We start from the raw sequence: 19,901 nt of genomic DNA on the forward strand, positions 1-19,901 counted from the left end.
GGCTGAGGGGCCTGACTCACTACAACTGGGCCAGCAGGGAGAGTTATCGTCCGACCTGCTTGTTCACCCTTTCCGCTCTTCCTTTTCCTCCGTTCCAGGAGCACCATGCGCCGCCCCAGACAGGCCTCGCTCTCGCTCGCGACGTCGATATCGATCGTCGCGGCGCTGACCACCGCCGGTGTCGGACTCACCGGCTCCGCCGCCTGGGCCGACAGCACGGCCGCGCTGCCGCTGTCCACGTACGCGCACATGCTGGTCGACACCGCTCACCAGCACATCTTCTTCAGCCAGGGCGCGGGCTCGACGGACATCGTGGTGACCGACCTCTCCGGCACCCCGGTCACCACCATCGCCGGTGAACAGGGCGCCACGGGCCTGGCCCTGTCGCCCGACGGCAGCACGCTGTACGCGGCCCTGGCGGACGGCGACGCCCTGTCCGCGATCGACACGGCGACGCTGAGCGAGACGACCCGCGTCCCGACCGGGACGGACAGTGCCCCGGTCTCGGTCGCGGTGGCGGGCGGCAAGGTCTGGTACGGCTACACGGACGCAGCGGCGGGCGGCAAGGGCGCCATCGGTTCGGTGGATCCGGCAGCAGCCGACCCGGCGGCAACTCCCCAGCCCGCCATGGCCAGTTGGTCGGTGGCCCCGCTGCTCGCCTCCGGTGGCGGTGTCCTCGCGGCCGAGGAGCCGATGGGCAACCTCAGTCACGTGGCCACCTTCGACGTCTCCTCCGGTACGGCGACGACCAAGGCCGACCTGGGGATCTACGGGGGTACGGCGACCGGGCTCCAAGTGACCGGTGACGGCACGCAGTTGCTGCTCGCGGCCCCACAGTCGCCGGCCCTCCAGGCCTACCGCACCGCCGACCTCGCCTCCGCCACCCCCTCCGTCTACTACACCGGCGGCCTCGACTCCGCCCCGAACTCCCTGGCCGTCGACACCGACGGGACGATCGCCGTCGGCTCCACGGCGGGCTCGGCGGCGGGTCTGTATCTGTACGCCGGTTCCCAACTCGCCGAGAACCACGTCACGTTCCCCTCCGGCACCCTGGCCCCGGACGGCCTGGAGTGGGGCGGCGACGGTACGACGCTGTACGCGGTCACGAAGGACTCGGCGGGGGCCTACACCCTCAACGTGCTCGGCGACTCGAAGCTCGCCGACACCGAACTCGCCCTGAACCACCCGCAGTACGCGGTGCCGACGCAGCAGTTCACCGTCACGGGAACCCTGAGCACGAAGGGCTGGACACCGACGGGCGAGAGTCTGAAGGTGACCCGCGACGGCGAGGAACTCCCGGGCGTCGCAGCCACGTTGGACAAGAACGGCTCGTTCGCCGTCACGGACACCCGCCCGGATGCGGGTGCTTACACGTACGAGGTGACGTACCCGGGCGACGCGACGCACCGCCCGTCGACGGCCTCGCTGACGGTGCACGTGGCGAAACTGTCGACGACGATCCCGTTCCCGGACATGACGTCGGTGACGCCGGACTCGGTGGCTTTCACGGGCTCGCTGACGACCTCCCTGAACCTGGGCAGCCTCCCGCAGGGCACGACGGTCCAGGTCTCCCGGACGAACGAGGACACGCAGGAGACGGTCCAGCTCCCGTCGGTCCAGGTCGCCCCGACGACAACGGAGTTCAAGGTCACGGACGCTCCGGGCGCCGCGGGCAGGTTCACCTATCACCTCTCCTACGCGGGCGACGCGACGCACGAGCCGACCTCCTCGGACGCGACCGTCCAGGTCTCCCCGTACGCCCCGGCCCTGACCCTCAAGGCACCCGCGACGGCGACTCGGGGCGCCGCGCTGAGCTTCACCGGCACGCTGACCGACGCTCCCTACGCGAGCGGCGAGACGGTGACCGTGACGCGCACGGACGCAGGACACACCACAACTCCGGTGCGGTGGACGAGCGTTGTGGGTGCGGGCGGTGCGGTGACGGTCAAGGACACGCCGAGCATCGGCGGCGCCAACACCTACACGGTCAGCTACCCGGGGGACGCCTCGCACCAGGCGGCGACCGCTTCGGCGATCGTCCAGGTGTCGCGGGTCGCGACGACGGTCTCCGTGGCGACGAACGTGTCCACTTATACGTACGGCGCGACGGGCACGGTCACGGCGCATCTGGGGGCGACGTACAACAGCCGTACGGTGTCGATCTGGGCGACACCGGCGGGCGGCACGAAGACGCTGGTCAAGACGGGGGCCGTGGACAGCAAGGGCAATCTGACGGCGACGTACAGGCTGACCCACAACACGACGTTCACGGCGTCCTTCGCGGGCGACTACCGCTACGCCCCGAAGTCGGCGGCGCGGGCGGTGAACGACCAGGTGCGGGTCGCGACGACGCTCGGCGGCTACTACGGGAACGTGACGTACAACGGCACGGCGTACCGCGTCTACCACCACACGGTGAAGCCGCAGGTGGTCGCCACGGTGACCCCGGACAAGACCGGCCAGTGCGCCAAGTTCCAGGCCCAGGAGTACTACGGCGGCGCCTGGCACACGCTCACCACCTCGCCCTGCTTCTCCATGGCCCCGGGCAGCGTGGGCGTCACGCACCTGAGCCTGACCAACGCGGTCAACCAGAGGTTCCGGGTGCGGGCGGAGTACGTGCGCAGCGCCAAGGACACGACGAACGTGAGCACTTGGGGCGGGTGGCTGTATCTGACGGTCAGGAACTGATCCCGTCCATCAGGAAATGACCCCGTCCATCAGGAAATGATTCCGTCTATGCGGAACAGATTCCGGGCCGGGTCGACGACGGCGGTGAGTCGCACGCCCACTCGCAGGCCGGAGTGCAGGGAGTGCTTCCAGGTCGTCTCGAACGTCGGGAATCCCGGTCCGCTGATCCGCAGGGCGGCCACGACACCGGCGTCGTCGGCGTCCTCCCACGGGGTGAGGTCGGTGATCTCCGCTGTCGCCCTCACCCCGAAGGCGTCGAGCAGCCGGTTGTTCTCCCGCTCGGTGCTGGTGTAGGCCAAGAAGGCGAGGCCGAGGGGCGTGCAGAGCACGGTGCAGAGGATGCCTCCGAGGAGGATGCCGGCATCGGCGAGGAAGGTGCAGGCCAGCATGACCGGTCCGCACAGGCCCATCATCGCGGAGGAGAAGTAGAGGAGCAGGGCGCCGAGCGGGCCGATCCGGTCGACCCGGGTCGGCCCGGGACCGTCTGCTCCGTCGGCTCCATCTGCCCCGTCCGTGCCGCCCGCGCGGTCCGTCATCTCAGGCTTCCGGCCTGTTGTCCGTCGCCACCCCATCGCCGGCGTAGAGGTAGGCACCGGGCCGGGCGGGGTCGGCGATCAGGAGCACCTGGTCGCCGGTACGGGGGATCCGGAGCTTGGAGACGATGGTCTGGAGGGCGATCCGGTCGGCGGCGCCGGGCAGTTGGAGGACCAGGTCGACGACCGGGTCGAAGTTGACCAGCTTGCCGGTGTCGCCTATCGACACGACGGTGGCCGGTATGGTCGGCACGCCCGCGGCAAGCAACTGCTGAGCATCGAGGCCCGAGTTGTAGGCGCCGATCGACTGCTGCACCCTGGCGAAGTCCTCCTTGCCGAGGAAGGCGCGTGTGCTCCGGCCGTAGAAACCCTTGCCGCTCGCCACCTTGCCCGCGATCTCGGCGGCCTTCTCCTCGCGGCTCTTGCGGCGCCCGAAGATTCCCATGGTGTTCTTTCCTTCCAACGGTTTTCCGGCGATGACGATCTCGGCCGAGGCCTGTCGTCTGCTTGACGATCTGGACGCTAGGCGGCCCGCGACGCCTACCGATCCCAGGTTCGGCCGCCCGATTTCCGTCGGCGTACGCTCCTCGCATGCCGTCCTCCAGCCAGCAGCCGACCGGTGAGCGCCGACCGCGCGCCCTGGTCATCGACCATGCCTGGCGCGGCCTCGGACCTGGCCTTGAACCGCTGAGCGGCCCCGGCGGGGCACCGCTGACCCGGACGGTCAAGCTGATCCTGCTGCCGCTGATTGTCAGACCGGCGCTGCGTCCCGAACTCGCGGCGGACTTCCTCGAACCGGCGCAGGCCGCGCACCTCGACGGGCTGATACGGGAGTCGGGTGCCCGGCTCGCGGCGACGGCACAGTGGTTCACGCTGCTGAAGAAGGCGCGGCGAGCGCTGGGCATCGTCGCGGGCAACCCCCAGGACCTGTATTTCCAGCGGTGCTTCGAGCTGGCCACCGAGCAGGGGGCGCCTTCGCTCGATGGGGACGCGACAGCGAGGTCTGTCGTCGAGGAGGTGGCGGACACACCCGGCGGACGTACGGTGGATGCGCTCAAGGACCATCTGGCCGACGCCGCACGGCGGTTCCGGCTCGACGGCGAGCTGGCCGCCGCGTGGGAGCGCCGCCCCCCGGCCACCGCCGACGCGGTCCCGATCGCGGCGGTCACCGCACGGGCCGCCGAGGCCCTGGACACATGCGGTGCGCCGGGCGCGACGCGCACCTCACCGTCGTACACCTCACCCTCGTACACCGCCATGATCGAGGCGGGCCACGGCGGCCTGTTCGGCAGGACCCTGTGGACGTACAAGAGCGGAGTGTGGGGCCGCGACGACCTGCCGACCCACCTCGGGCTGACCGGGCTGCGGACACCGCCACGGCCGGAGGTCGGCCGGGGCGCCTCGACGGCGACCCTGCCCGCCCCGCTGGATCGCACGCTCTTCGAACGCCTGTTCGTCGTCCTCCAGTCGTCGGCCCACCGCGAGGAGCTGCCGACGGTGCCGGAACTCGTCGCACGGGAGACCGGCCGCAGCTGCGCACCGCTCGGCCTGTACGACGAGAGCCTGCGCGTCGCCGTCGTCCTCGGCGGCCGGCTCGCGGCGGGCCTCGACCCGCTGGGCACCGGGGGCTCGCCCGGCCGGACGGCGGCCCACCGGGCCGTCAACAGCCGCTGGCAACGGGAGGCATCGGTGCTGCGCGCCCGCCGGATGACCGTCTCGCCGCGCCCCGACCCGGACGGCGGCGTCCTGGACGCCCTCGCCCAGGACCTCCGTACTCCGTGGGCCGCCTACATGCGGCGCCTGTGGGTACGGCTGCACGGCCGCGACGTCCGCGACGCACCCCTGCCGGACCTCGCGTCGGCCTGGTCGGTGCTCGACGGGGTCGCCCGCTCGGTGATGATGGACCACCGGGCTCGCGTCCGCTCGGCGCTGCGCGTCCTGTCGACGGGCAGCCATGCGTCGGCGGCCGGGGCGAGGAGCGCGTGATGGCGGGGGCGGGCGCGGGGGCGGGGGCGGGCGTTGATGTGCGGGTCTCGCGGGGCGAGGACGGGACGGTCCGGATCGCCGTGGACGACGAAGTGACCGCCGTTGACGGTGAAGTGACCGCGGTTGACGGTGAAGTGACCGCGCTTGACGGTGAAGTGACCGCCGTGGAGCCGGACTTCACCCGGGCGGTCCTCGATGTGGCGGGCGCGGTCCTGACCTGGCCGGTCCTCGGTACTCCTGGGTTGCTGCCGTCGGCGGAGATCCACGATCCGGGGCGGGCCCAGCAGTGGCTGTGGGCGCTCTACGGCGAGGGGGTCGCCGCCGCCGTCCACGACCGTACGACGGGGGATACGACGGGGGAGTCGACCGGTGTACGGGTGACAGCGCACCCGACCGCCCTCGCGGGCAGCGCCGCCCGGCTCGCCCTGGGCCACTGGGCGGCCCGGTGGTGGCCGGCGTCGTACCCGGACGAGATACCCGCGCTCGAACCGGACCTGCTGGGGCTGGAGTTGGCGGCGCTCACCCACCACTGCCAGCAACTGTTCGACGGCGAGGGCGATTTCGGCGACGATCAGCCGGACGACTGTGCGGCGGAGTTGATCGCGGAGCACGAGGCGGCCATCTACCCCCTCCTCCAGTGGTGGCGAGGCGCACCTCAACAGGCGGATGTGGAAAGCCACTTGGAGAGCCTGCTTCGGCTGATCGACGGCGCGGCGGACACCGCCGGACTGGACGGTCCCGCCCTGCGCGACCTCCGGTCAGCCCTGGACGGGCGAGGCCCGACCGGTCCGCAGGCCGACCTCGGCGCACTGTTCGCCCGCCCCGACGGCTACGCCCTGGCGGCGGGCGAACCACTGGGCACCGGCGGCCGGTTGATCGCCCGGGGCCAGGGGACGAACGACTGGCGCCGCTACCCGCCCGGCTTCGTCGACGCCGCCGAGAACGCCGTGACCTGGACCGCCCGCGCACTGGGCGCACGGCGACGGATCGAGGTCGAGGCCGTCGCCCACAGCACGGCGCCGACCACCGGCGCGCCGCTGGTCGCGGAGGTCCACGTCAACGGCGGTGACCCGCACCGCGTGCCCCTCACCAGACGGGACGACCTGTGGACGGGCCGCCGCGAGCTGGCCCCGGACCTGCTGGCCGGGATATCGGCACCGAGCATCGAGGTCGGCGTCCTGCTGCCGGGCTTCGACCCGGCCACTGGCACGCCGGGCGACCGCGAAGCCCGTGAAGCCGTACGAGCCCTCGTCCGGCGACGACTGACCGCAGCGACAGCACCCACGGCCCACGACGGTTCGCCGCACGACACACCCTCGGCACCGTTCCTCGCCGAGACCGCAGCAGCAGCCACCGACGAGGACTACTGAGGACTACTGAGGACTACTGACGTATGGCGAATGAGGAGAGCGAGCAGCAGGACACCACAGCGGGTGTGATGCAGCTGTACGGGGAGCCGCTCGACAGCGGCTTCGCCCTGGCCGAGGAGCACCAGCTGGCGGGCGACCTGTCGGCCGCGTGCGCCGTCTACGACGAGTTGCTCACGTTCGCGGAGTCCATCGAGGACTCGCCCGACGTACGTTTCCTGCGAGCCCACCTGCTCTCCAACCTCGCGAGCGTCCGGCTCACCGCCACGGACCTGGCCGGAGCCGAGGACGCCGTGGAGCGCGCCCGCACCCTGCTGGACGGCATCGCGTCGGCGCCGATGGGCCCGCGCGGCCGTCAACTCTGGCTGGAGATGCTGCTGAGGACGCTGATCGCCGGCTGCGACCTGATGCGCAGAACCGGCCGCCTGGACGAGGCGCTGGCGTGCCTCGACGAAGCGGCGGCCAGACTGCCCGAGTTCGACGACCCCGAGGGACTGCGAGCGTCCGAACTGGCCCTGAACCGGGTGCTCTTGTTGATGGACCGGGGCGAGTGGGGCCCGGCGGAGGACCACGCGACGGCACTGCTGTCCACCTTGGAGACAACTGAGGCGGCGGAACTGGAGTCGGTCCCACGCCTGTTGACCGCCCTGGCCATGATCTGCTCCTCGACCGGCCGCTTCGACGAGGCCGAGGACCACCTGGCCCGAGCGGAGGAGCGCTACCGGGCCCTGGGGGACATCGGCGAGCAGCGGTCGATGCTCGCGTACCGGGCATGGATCGCGATGGACCGTGGCGAACACGCCCTGGCGGAAAGGCTGTTCGCGGAGGCGTCCGCGTACTTCGAGCAGCAGCGACTGCACGGCGACCTGGCGACCTGCGAACAGGCCCGCGCCTACCTGGCGGGCAGACGCGGCGACATGACGAGCGCGGGCGACCTGACGACGGCGAGCCTGGCCCGTTTCGAACAACTCGGCGCCTCACTCGCAGCCGCGGACACGATGCTGCTGGGCGCCCAACACGCGTACGCCCGTGGCGACATCGAGGAGATGAAGCGCCTGGCGCAGACGGCCCGTGACGTCTACCAGGAGCGGGAGGTGTACGAGCGTTGCGCACAGGTCGACCTCATGCTGGCGACCACGCTCGAGGACAACCTGAACCGGACGGACCACGGCACCCACGAGAGACGTTCGATCGACAACGCCCTCTCCCTGGCCCTCCCCGCCGCCCTCACCCTCCAGGCGGCCCGCTACGACTTCGCCACCGCCCACGCACGCGCCCAATGGCTCCAACTGGCGGACGAGGGCATGGAGTTGGCGTTCCGCCTGGCCGTACGCCGCCAGGACCAGGGCCTGCTCTTCGAACTGGTGGAACACCGCAGCGCGGGCGCACCCCTGTCCCTGGACCCCGCCCCGCGCCCGCCGATGACGGCCGAGGCGAGCACGTCACTCTTCCCGAACGCGGCGATGAAGGCGGAGAGGGCGTACGAGCGGGCCGACGCCCCGACGACGCTGGGGGGACCGGGGGAACTCGGGGGAGTGGCGGCGGAGGCAGCCGCCTCGGCAGGCCTGCGCGTAGCACCGCCCCCGAAGGTACGGATGGCGGCCCAGGGCCCGGGCCGGGTCGCACTCCAGGAGTACATCGAGTCGGCCGAGTTCCGCTATCACCGCCGGATCGTGAACGACGAAGAGGTCCCCTTCTGGATCACCGACGACCTGACGAGCCGCCCGGTGGTCCAGGTCCGACTGGCCGACGCCGGCGACCTGTTCATGACCTGGACGTGGGCGGGCGGCGCGAAGGGATTCGGCACGGGCTGGGCCCCCGCCGACGAAGTCGACCGGGTGGTAGGGGAGTTGGCGGCGGCGCTGCCGAGGTCGGGCGAGGGAGGGGCGGGGATGCGCCGGGCGTTCGAGACGAGCCCGCTGACGAACCAAGCCACAGAGCACGACCTGGCCAGGCTGCTGGCGGAAGCGCTGTGGCCGGAGGGCCTGACGGCACAGATACGCCAGGTGTCGGCGCGAGCGGGCCGCCCCCTGATCCGGATCCAGCCGTCCCCCAGGGTGGCCCAGGTCCCGTGGGAACTACTGGCGGTGGACGAGAAGACGGACACCCGCCTCCTGGACCTGGCGGACGTGGTGACGACGGCACCAACCTCCCTGAGAAGACAACCGAACCCCAAAGCCGAACAAGACGGGGACAAGACCGAGTCCCCCTCGGACACGGTCGTCCTGGTCCTCGACCCCAGAATCCCCGGATTCCGCGCGGACTCCCCGCTGGGCTCGGTCCTGGGCCCAGCAGGCTCGGACCCGGAGCTGCTGACCCTGGTCCAGAACCACCTGGACGCGGGTAGGGCCGTACCGTCCGTCGCCACCCCGGCGGAGGTGTTCCGCCGCACGGACCTGGACAGGGACTGGCTGAGCGACGTACTCCGCAAGGGCGCCCGCAGACTCCTCTACGTAGGCCACGTGAGCGGCGCGCCGACAGCCGGCGGCCAGAGCGAGGACGGCACGCTCCACCTCTGCTGCGACCCGCACACCACAGGCCTGACCGACCCGATCCGCACCCACCGCCCACTGTCGGCCAAGGACCTCCTACTGGGCACGTTGCCGCTCCGCCCAGACGGCGAACCGGGCTCCCGGCTCTGGCCCGCCCCACCCCGGGTAGCCTTGATCGGCTGCGAGAGCGCCGCCGACCTCCGCTTCACGGAACCGTTCGGCCTGGCGACGGCCATGCTCCACAACGGCGCCGACCTGGTGACGGCAACCCGCTGGACCCTCCCCACAAGCTTCGCGTACCACCACCTGGCCAACGTCCCGGAGCCCGTACGCCCCCTGTCGTCAGCGATCACAGCGATAGACAGGGCCCACGAACACCCGGACCCGGTAAGCAGTTTGGCCACCTGGCAACGCGAACAGCTGGACCAATGGCGGGCGGAGGGCAGCATCGAACACTCGCCGCTGCTGTGGGCGGCGATGACGTGCATCGTCGCGTGACCGCTGAACGTCCAGACTGAACACCGGCGATTCAGGGAGGCCGCACGTGCTCTTGGACGGTGACGGGTGGCGGCGATCGGACGAGTGCGGGTCGCATGCCAACCGCTGACGGACTACCAGCGCTACCGGTTCGCCTGGGGAATCCCCGGCAACATCGCCGCCGGGGAGGACATCCGCGTCCTGGACGTCAGCCAGGATGACTACGGCCTTCCGCTCACCGGCACCGACTGGTGGATGTTCGACGAGTCGCGGATCGTGCACCTCAACTTCCGGGCGGGGCGGACGGGACACAGATCAACCGGGAGCTGTTCGCGGGGGACACCGGCCCTTACTTGGAGTGGCAACGAATCGCTCTGGCCCACTCCGTACTGTTCGCGGAGTACGTGAACTGCGAGCAGCCAGGGCGGGGTATCCGTAAGAGCGCGGTCCCCAGCGACGCTCTAATCCTGGCCTCAGGTTGATCGGGGACAATGAGCGGCAAAAACATCGACTGGAAGGGGGCGGGCCGGCGTGCGGATCATGATCGCGGATGACGAGGCGGCCATCCGTGAGTCGCTGGAGCGGGTGCTCCAGGTCGAGGGTTACGACACCAGCACCGTCGCCAACGGTTTCGCCGTGCTCGACGGGGTCGGTGGCGACGCGCCGGATCTGCTGCTCCTCGACGTGATGATGCCCCGCCTCGGCGGGCTGGAGACCTGCCGGCGGTTACGGGCCGCGGGCCGGGATCTGCCGGTGCTGATGCTGACCGCCCGTGACCAGGTCTCCGACCGGGTCGCGGGGCTGGACGCGGGCGCCGACGACTACCTGCCCAAGCCGTTCGCCACCGAGGAGTTGCTGGCCCGGGTGCGGGCCCTGCTGCGCCGGCGCACGCCGACCGACGAGGAGTCGCAGATCCTGTCGTTCGCCGACGTCCGGCTCGATCCCGACAGGTTCGAGGCGTGGCGGGGCGCGCGGCCGCTGCGCCTGACCCGGACCGAGTTCTCCCTCCTGCAGGTCCTCGTGAGCAACGCGACCCGGGTCTTGACCCGCGACGCGCTGTTCGAGGCGATCTGGGGCTTCGGCATGAGCTCCACCGCCAACAACCTCCAGGTGTACGTGAGTTACCTGCGCCGCAAGATGGAGGCCGAGGGTGAGCCGCGATTGATCTACACGCTGCGCGGCCTGGGATACACGTTGCGGGAGACTCCTCCGTGAGCAGGCCCGCCGGCCGGGAACCGCGCCGGCTGACCCGATGGTGGCGCCGGCGGTCCCTGCGGGCCAGGCTGACGGTGATCGCGGCGACGGCCATCGCGGTCAGCGTGTTCGTGGCCTTCCAGGTGGCCAGCGAGCTACTGGACTGGGAGCTGAAGGACACCGCCGAGAATCAGCTGCGCGCCGACTCCCGCGTCCTGGCGACGAACGCGGAGCGCGCCGGTCTGGCGCAGGTCCAGCTACCGCCGTATCCCGGATCCGGTCGGCTGGTGCGGGTCATCCTGCCCGACGGCTCGATCCGGACGCCGGGCGGCCAACCCGCGCTGCCCCCGGTCAGCGAGGACGCCGGGCGCGTGGCGCAGGGCGCGTCGGCCGACCTGATGGAGTCGAACGACAGCGACGACGACGGCTACGTCATCTACACGCTGCGGGCGGGCGACGGCGCCGTCCAGGTGGCCCGCGTCGTCGACGACAGCCCGATCAACCGGTTCGGGTTCGGCATGCTGCTGATCGGGCTGCTCTGCGTGGTCGGCGGCGCCCTTGTCGGGCGGACCGTGGCGCGGACCGGGCTGGCACCGATCGACCGGCTGACCGCCGCCGCGGTACGTGTCGCGCACACCCGGGATCTCGACGCCGACATTCCGGATGAGGGCGGTGGGGAGATCCGGCGGCTGATCCAGTCGATCAACGACATGCTCGCCGCGCTCCGGGACTCCCGGCGGGCCCAGCGGCTGCTCGCCGAGGACGCCGCCCACGAGCTCAAGACCCCGCTCACCAGCCTGCGCCTCAACGCCGAGCTGCTGATCCGGCTCGATCGGCGCGGCACCCTGGACAGCGCACTGCCGGCGGAGAGCCGGACCCGGCTGCTCAACGATCTCGGCGCCCAGGTGGCCGAGTTGAGCACCCTTGTCGCCGAGCTGACCGACCTGGCGCGCGGTGACGTCAGCGACGAGAGCACCGAGGTGCTCGACCTCGCCGACGTGGTGGGGGCCGCCGCGACCCGGGCGGGTTCCCGCGTGCCCGACATCGAGGTCGCGCTCGACGTGACCTCTGTGTGGGTGAGCGGGCGTCCCGCTGCGCTCGAGCGGGCGGTGCTCAACCTCATCGACAACGCCGGCAAGTGGTCCCCCGCGGACCAGCCGGTCCAGGTCCGGCTCCGTGCCGAGGGCGCGTCGGCGGTGCTCGAGGTCGACGACGCCGGGCCGGGCATCGACGCCGCCGACGTACCGCGGGTGTTCGACCGGTTCTACCGTGCCGACAGCGCCCGGGCGTTGCCGGGATCCGGTCTGGGGCTGTCGATCGTGCAGCGGGTCGTCGACGCCCACGGCGGCCGGGCCACCGTCGCCCGCTCCGCACGCGGTGGCGCGCTGCTTCGGGTCGACCTTCCGGCCGCGGCCCCGCCCGCCCCGATCGCGCGGCTCACCGCCGGGGAGGACACCGCGGTGCGCTGACCCGCCCCGGCGGCGCGGCGCAGGACAAGGGACGGCGGCCCTCGGGCATGGCCCCGCGCGGCTCACCCTCGGGGCAGGACACCGCGATGCGCCGACCCCAGCCCCGGCCGCACGGCGCAGGACCAAGGGCGGCGACCGTCGGGCAATGGCCCGCGCGGCCCACCACCGGGCAGGACACCGCGATGCACCGACCCCAGCCCCGGCCGCACGGCGCAGGACCAAGGGCGGCGGCCGTCGGACAATGGCCCGCGCGGCCCACCACCGGGCAGGACACCGCGATGCGCCGACCCCAGCCCCGGCGCGTGGCGCAGGACCAAAGGGCGGCGACCGTCGGGCACATGAAAAAATCCGGGACGGGCCTGGGGCCCCGTCCCGGATCTCGTCCGTGCCGCCGCGCTCACCGTTGCAGCGCGGGCTCCTCGTCGTCGGCGAGCGACTGTTGACGGTCCGGCAGCTCCGCCGCTGGACGGGACAGCCGGCTCGGCCACCAGATCCGGCGGCCGATCAGCAAGGTGAGGGCGGGCACCAGGACCGACCGCACCAGCAGGGCGTCGAGCAGCACGCCGAAGGCGACCAGGAACCCGACCTCGATCAGCATCACCAGCGGAAGTGTGGCGAGGACCGCGAACGTGGCCGCCAGGACCAGGCCTGCCGAGGTGATGACGCCACCGGTGGCCGAGAGGGCTTTGAGCATGCCCTCTCTGGTGCCGAGACGCACGGTCTCCTCCCGGGCCCGGCTGGCCAGGAAGATGTTGTAGTCGACGCCGAGCGCCACCAGGAACAGGAATGCCAGCAGCGGCACCGAATAGTCGACACCCTTGAACCCGAGGATCGTGTCGAAGACGAACACGCTGCCGCCGAAGGCCGCGGCGAACGAGACGATCACGGTGGCCATCAGGACCAGCGGGGCCAGGATCGCGCGCAGCAGCAGCCCGAGGACGATCAGGACGACGACGAGCACCAGCGGGATCACCAGCTTCTCGTCGCGCTCGGTGGTCACCTCGGTGTCGAGGTTCTCCGCACTCGGCCCGCCGACGATCGCCTCCGCCCCGCTCACCGCGTGCACGGCGGTGCGCACCCGCAGAATCGTGTCGTACTCCGCGACGGTGTCCGGCGCGTCCTTCGGGAACACGGAGATGTTGGCCCAGCCACCGCTGGTCTGCTCCGGGACGGCCAGGGCCACACCGCGAGTGTCCTTGACGATGTCGAGCACCCGCTCCTGGTGCGCCGGCCGCGTGAAGATCGTCATCGGCTGGCCGCCGAGCTCCGGGAAGTGCTGGCGGAGAACGGTGAAGCCGGTGACCGACTCCGGCGCGGACAGGAACTGGTCCTGCTCCCGCAGGGCGCCGGTGTTGCCCGCCAGCCCGAGGGCGAGCACGCCGAGGACTCCGAGCGAGCCGAGCGTCGCCACCCACCGGCGGCGGCTGATGGCGGTGCCGAGCCGCCCCCACAGCCCCGGCTTCTCCTCCACGGCCGTGCTGAACCGCGGGATGGCCGGCCAGAAGATCCGCCTGCCGAGCACCACGAGCACCGCCGGGAACAACGTCAGCATGGCCACCAGCGCGCACAGGATGCCGGCCGCACCGATCGGGCCCAACCCGCTGGTGCTGTTCAGGTCCGCGACGAGCAGGCAGAGCAGCCCGGCGACCACGGTGGCCGCGGACGCGACGATGGCCGGCGCCGCGCCGCGCAGCGCGTGGACCATCGCGACCCGGACGTTCTCATGGTGGTGCAGTGCCTCCCGATATCGAGCGATGAGCAACAGCGCGTAGTCCGTGCCGACGCCGAACACCAGGATCGTCAGCAGCGCCGAGTTCTGGTCGTTGACCACGATGCCGAAGCCCTTGACGAGCAGGTAGACGGTCGCCATCGAGGTCAGTGCGGCCGCGCCGACGGCCACCAGCGGGATGATCCACAACACCGGGCTGCGGTAGGTGAGGATGAGCAGGAGCGTGACGACGACGATGGTGGTGAGGAGGACCTGCACGTCGATGCCGTCGAAGACGGCGTCCATGTCGCCGTCGATCGCGGCCGGGCCGGTCACGTCGAGTTCCAGGCCGGCGGGGCGGTCCTTCGCGGCGTCACGCAACGGGCCGACGATGTCCTCCGGTGCGCCGTAGGTCGTGCTCACCTCGAGGGTGAACATCATCGCCTTGCGGTCGGTGGAGGGGCTCGTCGGTGAGTCCTCGTCGTCCTCGCCGGCCGCCGCCGTCGCCTTCGGCGGGTACCGCTCGGCAAGGGTGTTGTAGTGGCGCTCGACCGTCGCTCGGTCGGCGCCGGTCATGCCGCCGGCGCGGTGGTACACGAAGACGAACGTGTTGTTGTCACCGCCGGGGAGACTGTCGTCCAGCACCGCCACCTTGGTGGACTCGGCACTGGCCGGCAGGGTGTCCACGGCGCTGTCGGTGGTGACCGAGCTCAGCTTTCCGCTCAGCGGCACCATGCCCGCCGCCAGCACCAGCCACAGGCCAATCACTAACCACGGCACCCACCGGCCTGCCAACCGACCGGCCGGCGCTTCCCCGGACGGCGCTGCGTCGACTGCCATCACTAGCCTCCTACATACGAGTTGCATCGCTTACCTGGATGCCTACTTCGTACCGAGCGAACCTTGGACGACTGTTAATGCGGTGCTCAGGCCGGTTGGCCGAACCATGTGCCCAGCGCACGCACCAGCGTGGTGGCGTCGAGGTACTGCCCGGTGGGCAAGGCCCAGGCGACAGAGCCGTCGGGCCGGATGAGCAACGCGTCGACGTCCACCCGGTCCGTGCGGGCGGTGACGGTGTTGACCCGACCGGGTCACCGCGGTGACGACGTCCGGGTCGGGCCGCTCCAGCGTCAACTTCATGTCCGGGCACAGGGTGCCGACGAGCCGGCGGGCGTCGCCCAGGTCGTACCGGACGTCCATGCCGGCGAGCGATGTCGGCGACGTACCGGTGGGCGTCGTCGAGGTCCGCAGAGCAGGCAAAGGGCACCCCCGACCACTGGCTGGGGGTGCCCTTCTGTGGCTGGAACAGAGGCCGCTCACGAAGCGGGTACGTCGCCGTGGTCCTCGTCCGGGAGCGGGGTGGTCAGCTGTGCCGTCAGGTCGGGGTCCGCGAGGATTCTGGCGGTGGCACGCCATTCGACCATGACTCGGTGCAGGTTCGTGTGTACATCCAGTTCCGCGGCGTCGTGGGTTGCGTTCACGAGGTCGACGACGAACTCGCGCACTTCCTCGGTCGACTGGTGCCGGGTCCACGGAAAGACCTCGGGCAGGGCGAGCAGAATCGCGCGGGCGCCCTCGTCGCTGCTGATCAGAGCTGCGAACAGCCGGGCGGTGACGTCGGCGGTCTCCTCGCGCTGACGGTCATGGCGCTCGGTGGTGAGGTACAGATCCTCGCCGTCGCGGCGCGTCACGTGGACACGCTGGGCGCGTTCGACGGTTCCGGCGACCCGCTTGGAGTTCTTCGAGAGGTCCGAGAACGAAACGGTCAGAGTGGACATAGGGGTAGCGTCATTCGGAATGTGTTCCGAAGTCACGGGCAGGGTTGTCCGGCCGACAGAGTCGGCTGGTGCGACGGCGCCATCGTCACCTCGGAAGGGTAGAACTGCCCATACCACCGCCGCAGCGCCCTGATCCCCTTCTCGTGCGGAAGCAGCACAGGACGGGCCTGGTGGATCTTGTGGTCCCAGATCCGGAGCTCCTCGCGTACCTCGCCCAGGGCCTCCGCGCGGAAGACGAGCTTGAGTGCGGGTGTGAGGAAGGGGACGCGGGCCGGTTTGCGGAGGTAGTACAGCATGCGGAGTTCGCTCGTGCTGTCGTCGATCGGGGTCGTCAGGGCGACCGCGGTCACCGACAGGACGGGGCCGTGGACGCGGACCACCATCACGCCCGGGCCGTACATGAACGCGTCGAAGGTGTTGTCGATGTCCCAGGCGAGGACGCGCCGGGAGATCCGGCCGCGGGCCTCGGCGTACGGGCCGTCCTCCTGCCACTCCTGTACGGGAGGCTCGCTCTGGCCGTGGATGAAGTGGAAGTGGGACTCGTCGACGATGTTCTCGCGCATCTCCTGGACGTGGATGCGCGCCCGGCAGACGTCGTCGATCGGCGCCGCGAAGTCCCTGGACCTCGTCTCGGGGATCTCCGGCACCTCCCACGAAGGCTCGCCCGGCCCGGCGTACACGAAGACGAGCCCACTGTGTTCGCGGACCGGGAAGCCACCGAGGGACACCTTGGGGGTGCGGGCGGCGAACGGCGCCTCCACGCACTTGCCGTCCGCGCCGAACCGCCACCCGTGGAACGGACACACCACCGTCCCGTCCACGACCTTCCCGCCGGCGCCCAGATGCGCGCCGTAGTGCGGACAGTGCGCGTCCCGCACGGTCGCCCGCCCGTCGGCCCCTCGGAAGGCGATGAGCGCCCGCCCGAAGTAGTGCAGGCTGACGACCTTGCCGGGACGCAGCTTGCCACTGCGAAGCACGGCGTACCACCCGTACGGAACGATCGGCATCGGATACTCGTCGGCCCGGGGATCACGGGGGAGGGCCGCGACCATGTCATGACTCCGCCATAAACGCATGCGCCGATGCTAGGGGGGCACGGGCGTCTTGTGGGCGGGGCGTCTACGAGAGATGAGCGAACCCGGGTATGGGCCGTTACCGCCAGTCGGCCGAGTTGTCGGCGGCCGGTTGTGGGCGCTGATGCCTGGGATTGAGAGTGGCTCGCCCCGTGGTTCCGGTTAGCTGTGCGGTTGCCTGCTCGGTCGGATCGTCAGGTGGCGGTCTGTGGGTGCGCTCGCGGTGGCCGTGTCTCTCGCCGCACAGTTGGCGCCGTGTGGAGCTCATCGTCACGGAGGGCGGATAGCCTGCCAAGTCATGGGATTGGCGCGAGAAGCGTGGGCGCTCGGTTTGAACGCCTACGGCCGGATCGGGGGAAATGATCGTGGAGTTGGCCCGCACATCGATTGGACTCGTTGCCGCCTTTACAGTGCCAACGGCGTTTGACTGGCATTCACGGCGGCCGTGGTATGTGATCGTATTCACCCTATTTTATGGGGCTCTTGCTGTGGCGCCCTCGGGAGTCGGCCTGAAGGAGGTAGCAGTTTTATTTTCCCTTACGCTGGCTTCTGCCTGTCTCGCGCTCCTGAAGAAACCTGAAACCTGGAAGCTTCCGAGTCTTCTGCCCGCATGGAAGAAGATTCGCCCGAATTCGATCAGTACCCTCAGGCTGTCGAGGATGGAATATGGTGCGGCGATCGTCGGAACTCTTTCAATCCTACTGCCGATCTATTTGGGATTCGATGCGGGACTTCGATTTGTTCGGCGAAATATCCTTGATAATGATCAGGTCATCATAGTTTTCTCCGGAATGCTGATTGCTGTCTTCGGATGTCAGCAGGTGATCGGTCGGGTCGTCCGGCCGCTTGTCGAGAAGATCCTTGAGAAGATCAAGTCGAAGGAATTTGAGGAGGGTGTCGGAGACTTCATCAAGGCGGGTCCTCATGTCGGATGGATCGAGAGGTTTATTCTCTTTGTGTTCTTGGTTTCCGGGAATCCGGCGCCTGCTGCATTGGTGGTGACTGCAAAATCGCTCGCTCGTTTTCCGGAGATTCAACAAGCGGAGAAGCTGGTGGGCGACTACTATCTGGTAGGAACGCTCACCAGCGTCGCAGTAGCTCTCGTTGCGTCCGGAATAACCAGGATGGCACTGGGGATGCCGCCCCTATAGGAGGAGCATCATGACGCTGCGCGATCACCGATTCTTTCAAGAAGTAATCGCCCTGCGCCTACCTGTTGAAGACTATGTGATCGCTGGCAGTGCACCTATGTTGGCCCATGGAATCAATAGGAATATCGGTGACATCGACATCGTGGCTAGGGGTGCGGCCTGGAAGATTTCTCTGGAGTTGGGCCGGGTTTCCACATCCCCTCTGGGGCCGGCTCAGCGAGTCGTGCTTTTCGATGGGGATGTCGAGGTGCTAGATGGATGGTTCGGCTATTCTGTCGACTCGTTGATCGAGGAAGGAGAGATTGTCGACGGATTCAGGTTTCTGTCTCTTGCGAGAACGGTGGAATGGAAGATTGCCTTGGGTAGAGAGGTGGACCTTGAGGACGTTGAGTTGATTAGGCGTTCCCTCAACGATGCCTCGTAATATGGTGCCCAAGGTCGCTCGGAAATTAGGGCGGGCCTGTGTCAGGCGCGGCTGTACAGGGTCCCCAGGTCGATCAACTGGACATCCGGATTCGCATCCGATGACGCGTGCGCCTTGCCGTTGAATTCCGCTCCGCTGAAGCAGATGAGCCGGGTGCCGCTCGTGTCGTAGCGGCCTGCCTGGGTGATGAGGTCTCGGATGTGTCGGAGGCGGTCGATGTGGGCGATGCCCATGATGTCGTTCCATTTGGCCTCGCCGATGGCCAGGAGCGGTGGCTTGGCGTGGCCGTCGGCAATGCCGATGACCGCCACGTCGACCTCGTGGCTGGTACGGGTTTTCGGGTCGTGCACGATGCCGTGGCCGACCCGGGCGGGCAGACCGCCCAGACGCTCAGGGTCCGCGTGGTGCAGGGCCCATTCGCGGCAGACCTGCTCGAAATGGGGGCCGAGAACGTTGCTGACGAAGCGTCGGCGGCTGGCCTGCCAGACCCGAGCCGCACTGCCGGGGCGTTCGAGCTGGTCCCAGACCGGGCGCATGATCGCATGGTGGAAGGCGATCAGCGGTTCGGCGATGCGGTAGGTGGGACGGTTTTCGCGGAAGGCGTCGGCGTCCCGGTGCAGCAGTCCGGCGTCCTCCAGGACGTTGATGGGGTGCGCGAGGTCGGTGGCCTTGCGCTCCAGGTAGCCCGCCATACCACCGCGGGTGGCGTTGCCGTCGGCGACGGCGGCCAGGACGGACAGGTACAGGGCGGTGTCGCGGAGGTCGGGTTCCTCGGCCAGCAGGTAGCGGGCCTCGCGGAAGAGAGGGGATTCGGGGTTGAGGACGGTGCGGACGACCCAGTCGTCGAAATCGTCCGGTCCCTCGGGAGAGTCGCCGCGGGCGAACTCGCGCCGGTAGGCCGGGGTGCCGCCGACGATCGCGTTCACCTTCATCGCCAGGTGGGGATCGGTGATACCCCAGAATTCCGCGGCGAGGCGATGGTCGAGTGGGCGGACGATCAGTTCCAGGCCCGCGCGTCCGCGCAGGGGCGCGTTGCCCGACAACAGCCGGCCCATGAAGGACAGGGCCGAGCCGCACAGCAGGAGCCGAGTTCGGGAGGCGGTGCGCTGGTCGCGCAGGGGACGCAGCGCCTCCTGGATGATCGATGGCAGTTCGGGGTTGCCCTTGGCGAGGTAGGGAAACTCGTCGATCACCACGGGGACGGGCCGCTCGGAGCCGAGTGCGAGCAACTCGTCGACGGCCTCCGACCAGTTGGCGAAATGGAAGGGGCTGGCCGGGCGTACGTGGGCGGTCAACGCGGTACTGATCCGGCGCAGCGACTCGGCGTCGGCGGCCTCGGTGGCGCCGAAGTAGAACCCTCCGGTGGCCCGGCAGGCGGCCTCCAACAGGAAGGTCTTGCCTTGGCGGCGACGTCCGGAGACCACGCCAAGGGTCGCGCCGGGCTGCGGGTCGGCGATGAACCGGCTCAGTGCCGACCACTCGAATTCCCGGTCGAACATCTCGGCGGGCTTCTTCACCTGCGGCCCCAGAAACTAGGAGTACATTTTCATTAAGTGTACTT

Annotated in this window: 14 protein-coding genes and 2 pseudogenes; 9 read left to right on the plus strand and 7 right to left on the minus strand. The window is 69.7% G+C overall.

The annotated features are described in order from the left end of the window. Nucleotides 1-105 precede the first annotated feature (105 nt). A complete protein-coding gene (locus ACWCRB_RS02590; protein ID WP_450994249.1) occupies nucleotides 106-2,688 on the plus strand; it encodes a hypothetical protein in 2,583 nt (860 codons plus the stop codon). Between the two features lie 29 nt (nucleotides 2,689-2,717). Here ACWCRB_RS02590 and ACWCRB_RS02595 read toward each other — a convergent pair whose 3' ends face one another. Both ACWCRB_RS02595 and ACWCRB_RS02600 read right to left on the minus strand, forming a co-directional pair. Then, a complete protein-coding gene (locus ACWCRB_RS02595) occupies nucleotides 2,718-3,224 on the minus strand; it encodes a hypothetical protein (RefSeq protein WP_450994250.1) in 507 nt (168 codons plus the stop codon). A gap of 1 nt (nucleotide 3,225) precedes the next feature. Beyond that, nucleotides 3,226-3,666, minus strand: coding sequence for a hypothetical protein (locus ACWCRB_RS02600; protein ID WP_450994251.1), 441 nt, complete (start codon nucleotides 3,664-3,666; stop codon nucleotides 3,226-3,228). A gap of 146 nt (nucleotides 3,667-3,812) precedes the next feature. Between ACWCRB_RS02600 and ACWCRB_RS02605 the strand changes: the two genes are divergently transcribed. The 6 genes and pseudogenes from ACWCRB_RS02605 to ACWCRB_RS02630 all read left to right on the plus strand — a co-directional run bounded on the left by ACWCRB_RS02605 (nucleotide 3,813) and on the right by ACWCRB_RS02630 (nucleotide 12,206). Beyond that, on the plus strand, nucleotides 3,813-5,207 hold the full coding sequence (locus tag ACWCRB_RS02605) for a hypothetical protein (protein ID WP_450994252.1): 1,395 nt from the start codon (nucleotides 3,813-3,815) through the stop codon (nucleotides 5,205-5,207). Continuing rightward, nucleotides 5,207-6,577, plus strand: coding sequence for a hypothetical protein (locus ACWCRB_RS02610; protein ID WP_450994253.1), 1,371 nt, complete (start codon nucleotides 5,207-5,209; stop codon nucleotides 6,575-6,577). The genes ACWCRB_RS02605 and ACWCRB_RS02610 overlap by 1 nt, the downstream gene beginning before the upstream one ends. A 23-nt stretch (nucleotides 6,578-6,600) precedes the next feature. After that, nucleotides 6,601-9,564 (plus strand): hypothetical protein, encoded by a 2,964-nt coding sequence (locus ACWCRB_RS02615; RefSeq protein WP_450994254.1) that lies wholly within the window; start codon nucleotides 6,601-6,603, stop codon nucleotides 9,562-9,564. Nucleotides 9,565-9,639: 75 nt separating this feature from the next. After that, a pseudogene (locus tag ACWCRB_RS02620) lies at nucleotides 9,640-10,025 on the plus strand (DUF6879 family protein); the annotation flags it as partial. A 49-nt stretch (nucleotides 10,026-10,074) separates the two neighbouring features. Then, nucleotides 10,075-10,758, plus strand: coding sequence for a response regulator transcription factor (locus ACWCRB_RS02625; RefSeq protein ID WP_450994255.1), 684 nt, complete (start codon nucleotides 10,075-10,077; stop codon nucleotides 10,756-10,758). Then, nucleotides 10,755-12,206 (plus strand): HAMP domain-containing sensor histidine kinase, encoded by a 1,452-nt coding sequence (locus tag ACWCRB_RS02630; RefSeq protein WP_450994256.1) that lies wholly within the window; start codon nucleotides 10,755-10,757, stop codon nucleotides 12,204-12,206. The genes ACWCRB_RS02625 and ACWCRB_RS02630 overlap by 4 nt, the downstream gene beginning before the upstream one ends. A gap of 397 nt (nucleotides 12,207-12,603) precedes the next feature. On the opposite strand, the gene ACWCRB_RS02635 is transcribed toward ACWCRB_RS02630, so the two are convergent. The 4 genes and pseudogenes from ACWCRB_RS02635 to ACWCRB_RS02650 form a co-directional block, all read right to left on the minus strand. Next, nucleotides 12,604-14,754, minus strand: coding sequence for an MMPL family transporter (locus tag ACWCRB_RS02635; protein WP_450994257.1), 2,151 nt, complete (start codon nucleotides 14,752-14,754; stop codon nucleotides 12,604-12,606). Between the two features lie 86 nt (nucleotides 14,755-14,840). Beyond that, nucleotides 14,841-14,987: pseudogene (locus ACWCRB_RS02640) on the minus strand (aromatic-ring hydroxylase C-terminal domain-containing protein); the annotation flags it as partial. A 243-nt stretch (nucleotides 14,988-15,230) separates the two neighbouring features. Beyond that, on the minus strand, nucleotides 15,231-15,692 hold the full coding sequence (locus ACWCRB_RS02645; protein ID WP_450994258.1) for a prevent-host-death family protein: 462 nt from the start codon (nucleotides 15,690-15,692) through the stop codon (nucleotides 15,231-15,233). A 32-nt stretch (nucleotides 15,693-15,724) separates the two neighbouring features. Next, nucleotides 15,725-16,768, minus strand: a complete 1,044-nt coding sequence (locus tag ACWCRB_RS02650) for a Rieske 2Fe-2S domain-containing protein (RefSeq protein ID WP_450994259.1) — start codon at nucleotides 16,766-16,768, stop codon at nucleotides 15,725-15,727. Nucleotides 16,769-17,130: 362 nt separating this feature from the next. Here ACWCRB_RS02650 and ACWCRB_RS02655 point away from each other — a divergent pair, with 362 nt between their 5' ends. Together ACWCRB_RS02655 and ACWCRB_RS02660 are read left to right on the plus strand one after the other, a co-directional pair. After that, complete coding sequence (locus ACWCRB_RS02655; RefSeq protein WP_450994260.1) at nucleotides 17,131-17,916, plus strand: hypothetical protein; 786 nt, start codon at nucleotides 17,131-17,133, stop codon at nucleotides 17,914-17,916. 10 nt (nucleotides 17,917-17,926) lie between these two features. Further along, complete coding sequence (locus ACWCRB_RS02660; protein ID WP_450994261.1) at nucleotides 17,927-18,340, plus strand: hypothetical protein; 414 nt, start codon at nucleotides 17,927-17,929, stop codon at nucleotides 18,338-18,340. A 41-nt stretch (nucleotides 18,341-18,381) separates the two neighbouring features. Here the strand turns inward: ACWCRB_RS02660 and ACWCRB_RS02665 are convergent, their stop codons facing one another. Next, complete coding sequence (locus tag ACWCRB_RS02665) at nucleotides 18,382-19,857, minus strand: AAA family ATPase (protein ID WP_450994262.1); 1,476 nt, start codon at nucleotides 19,855-19,857, stop codon at nucleotides 18,382-18,384. Nucleotides 19,858-19,901: the final 44 nt, after the last annotated feature.

This window comes from Streptomyces sp. NPDC002156 (genome assembly GCF_053593675.1).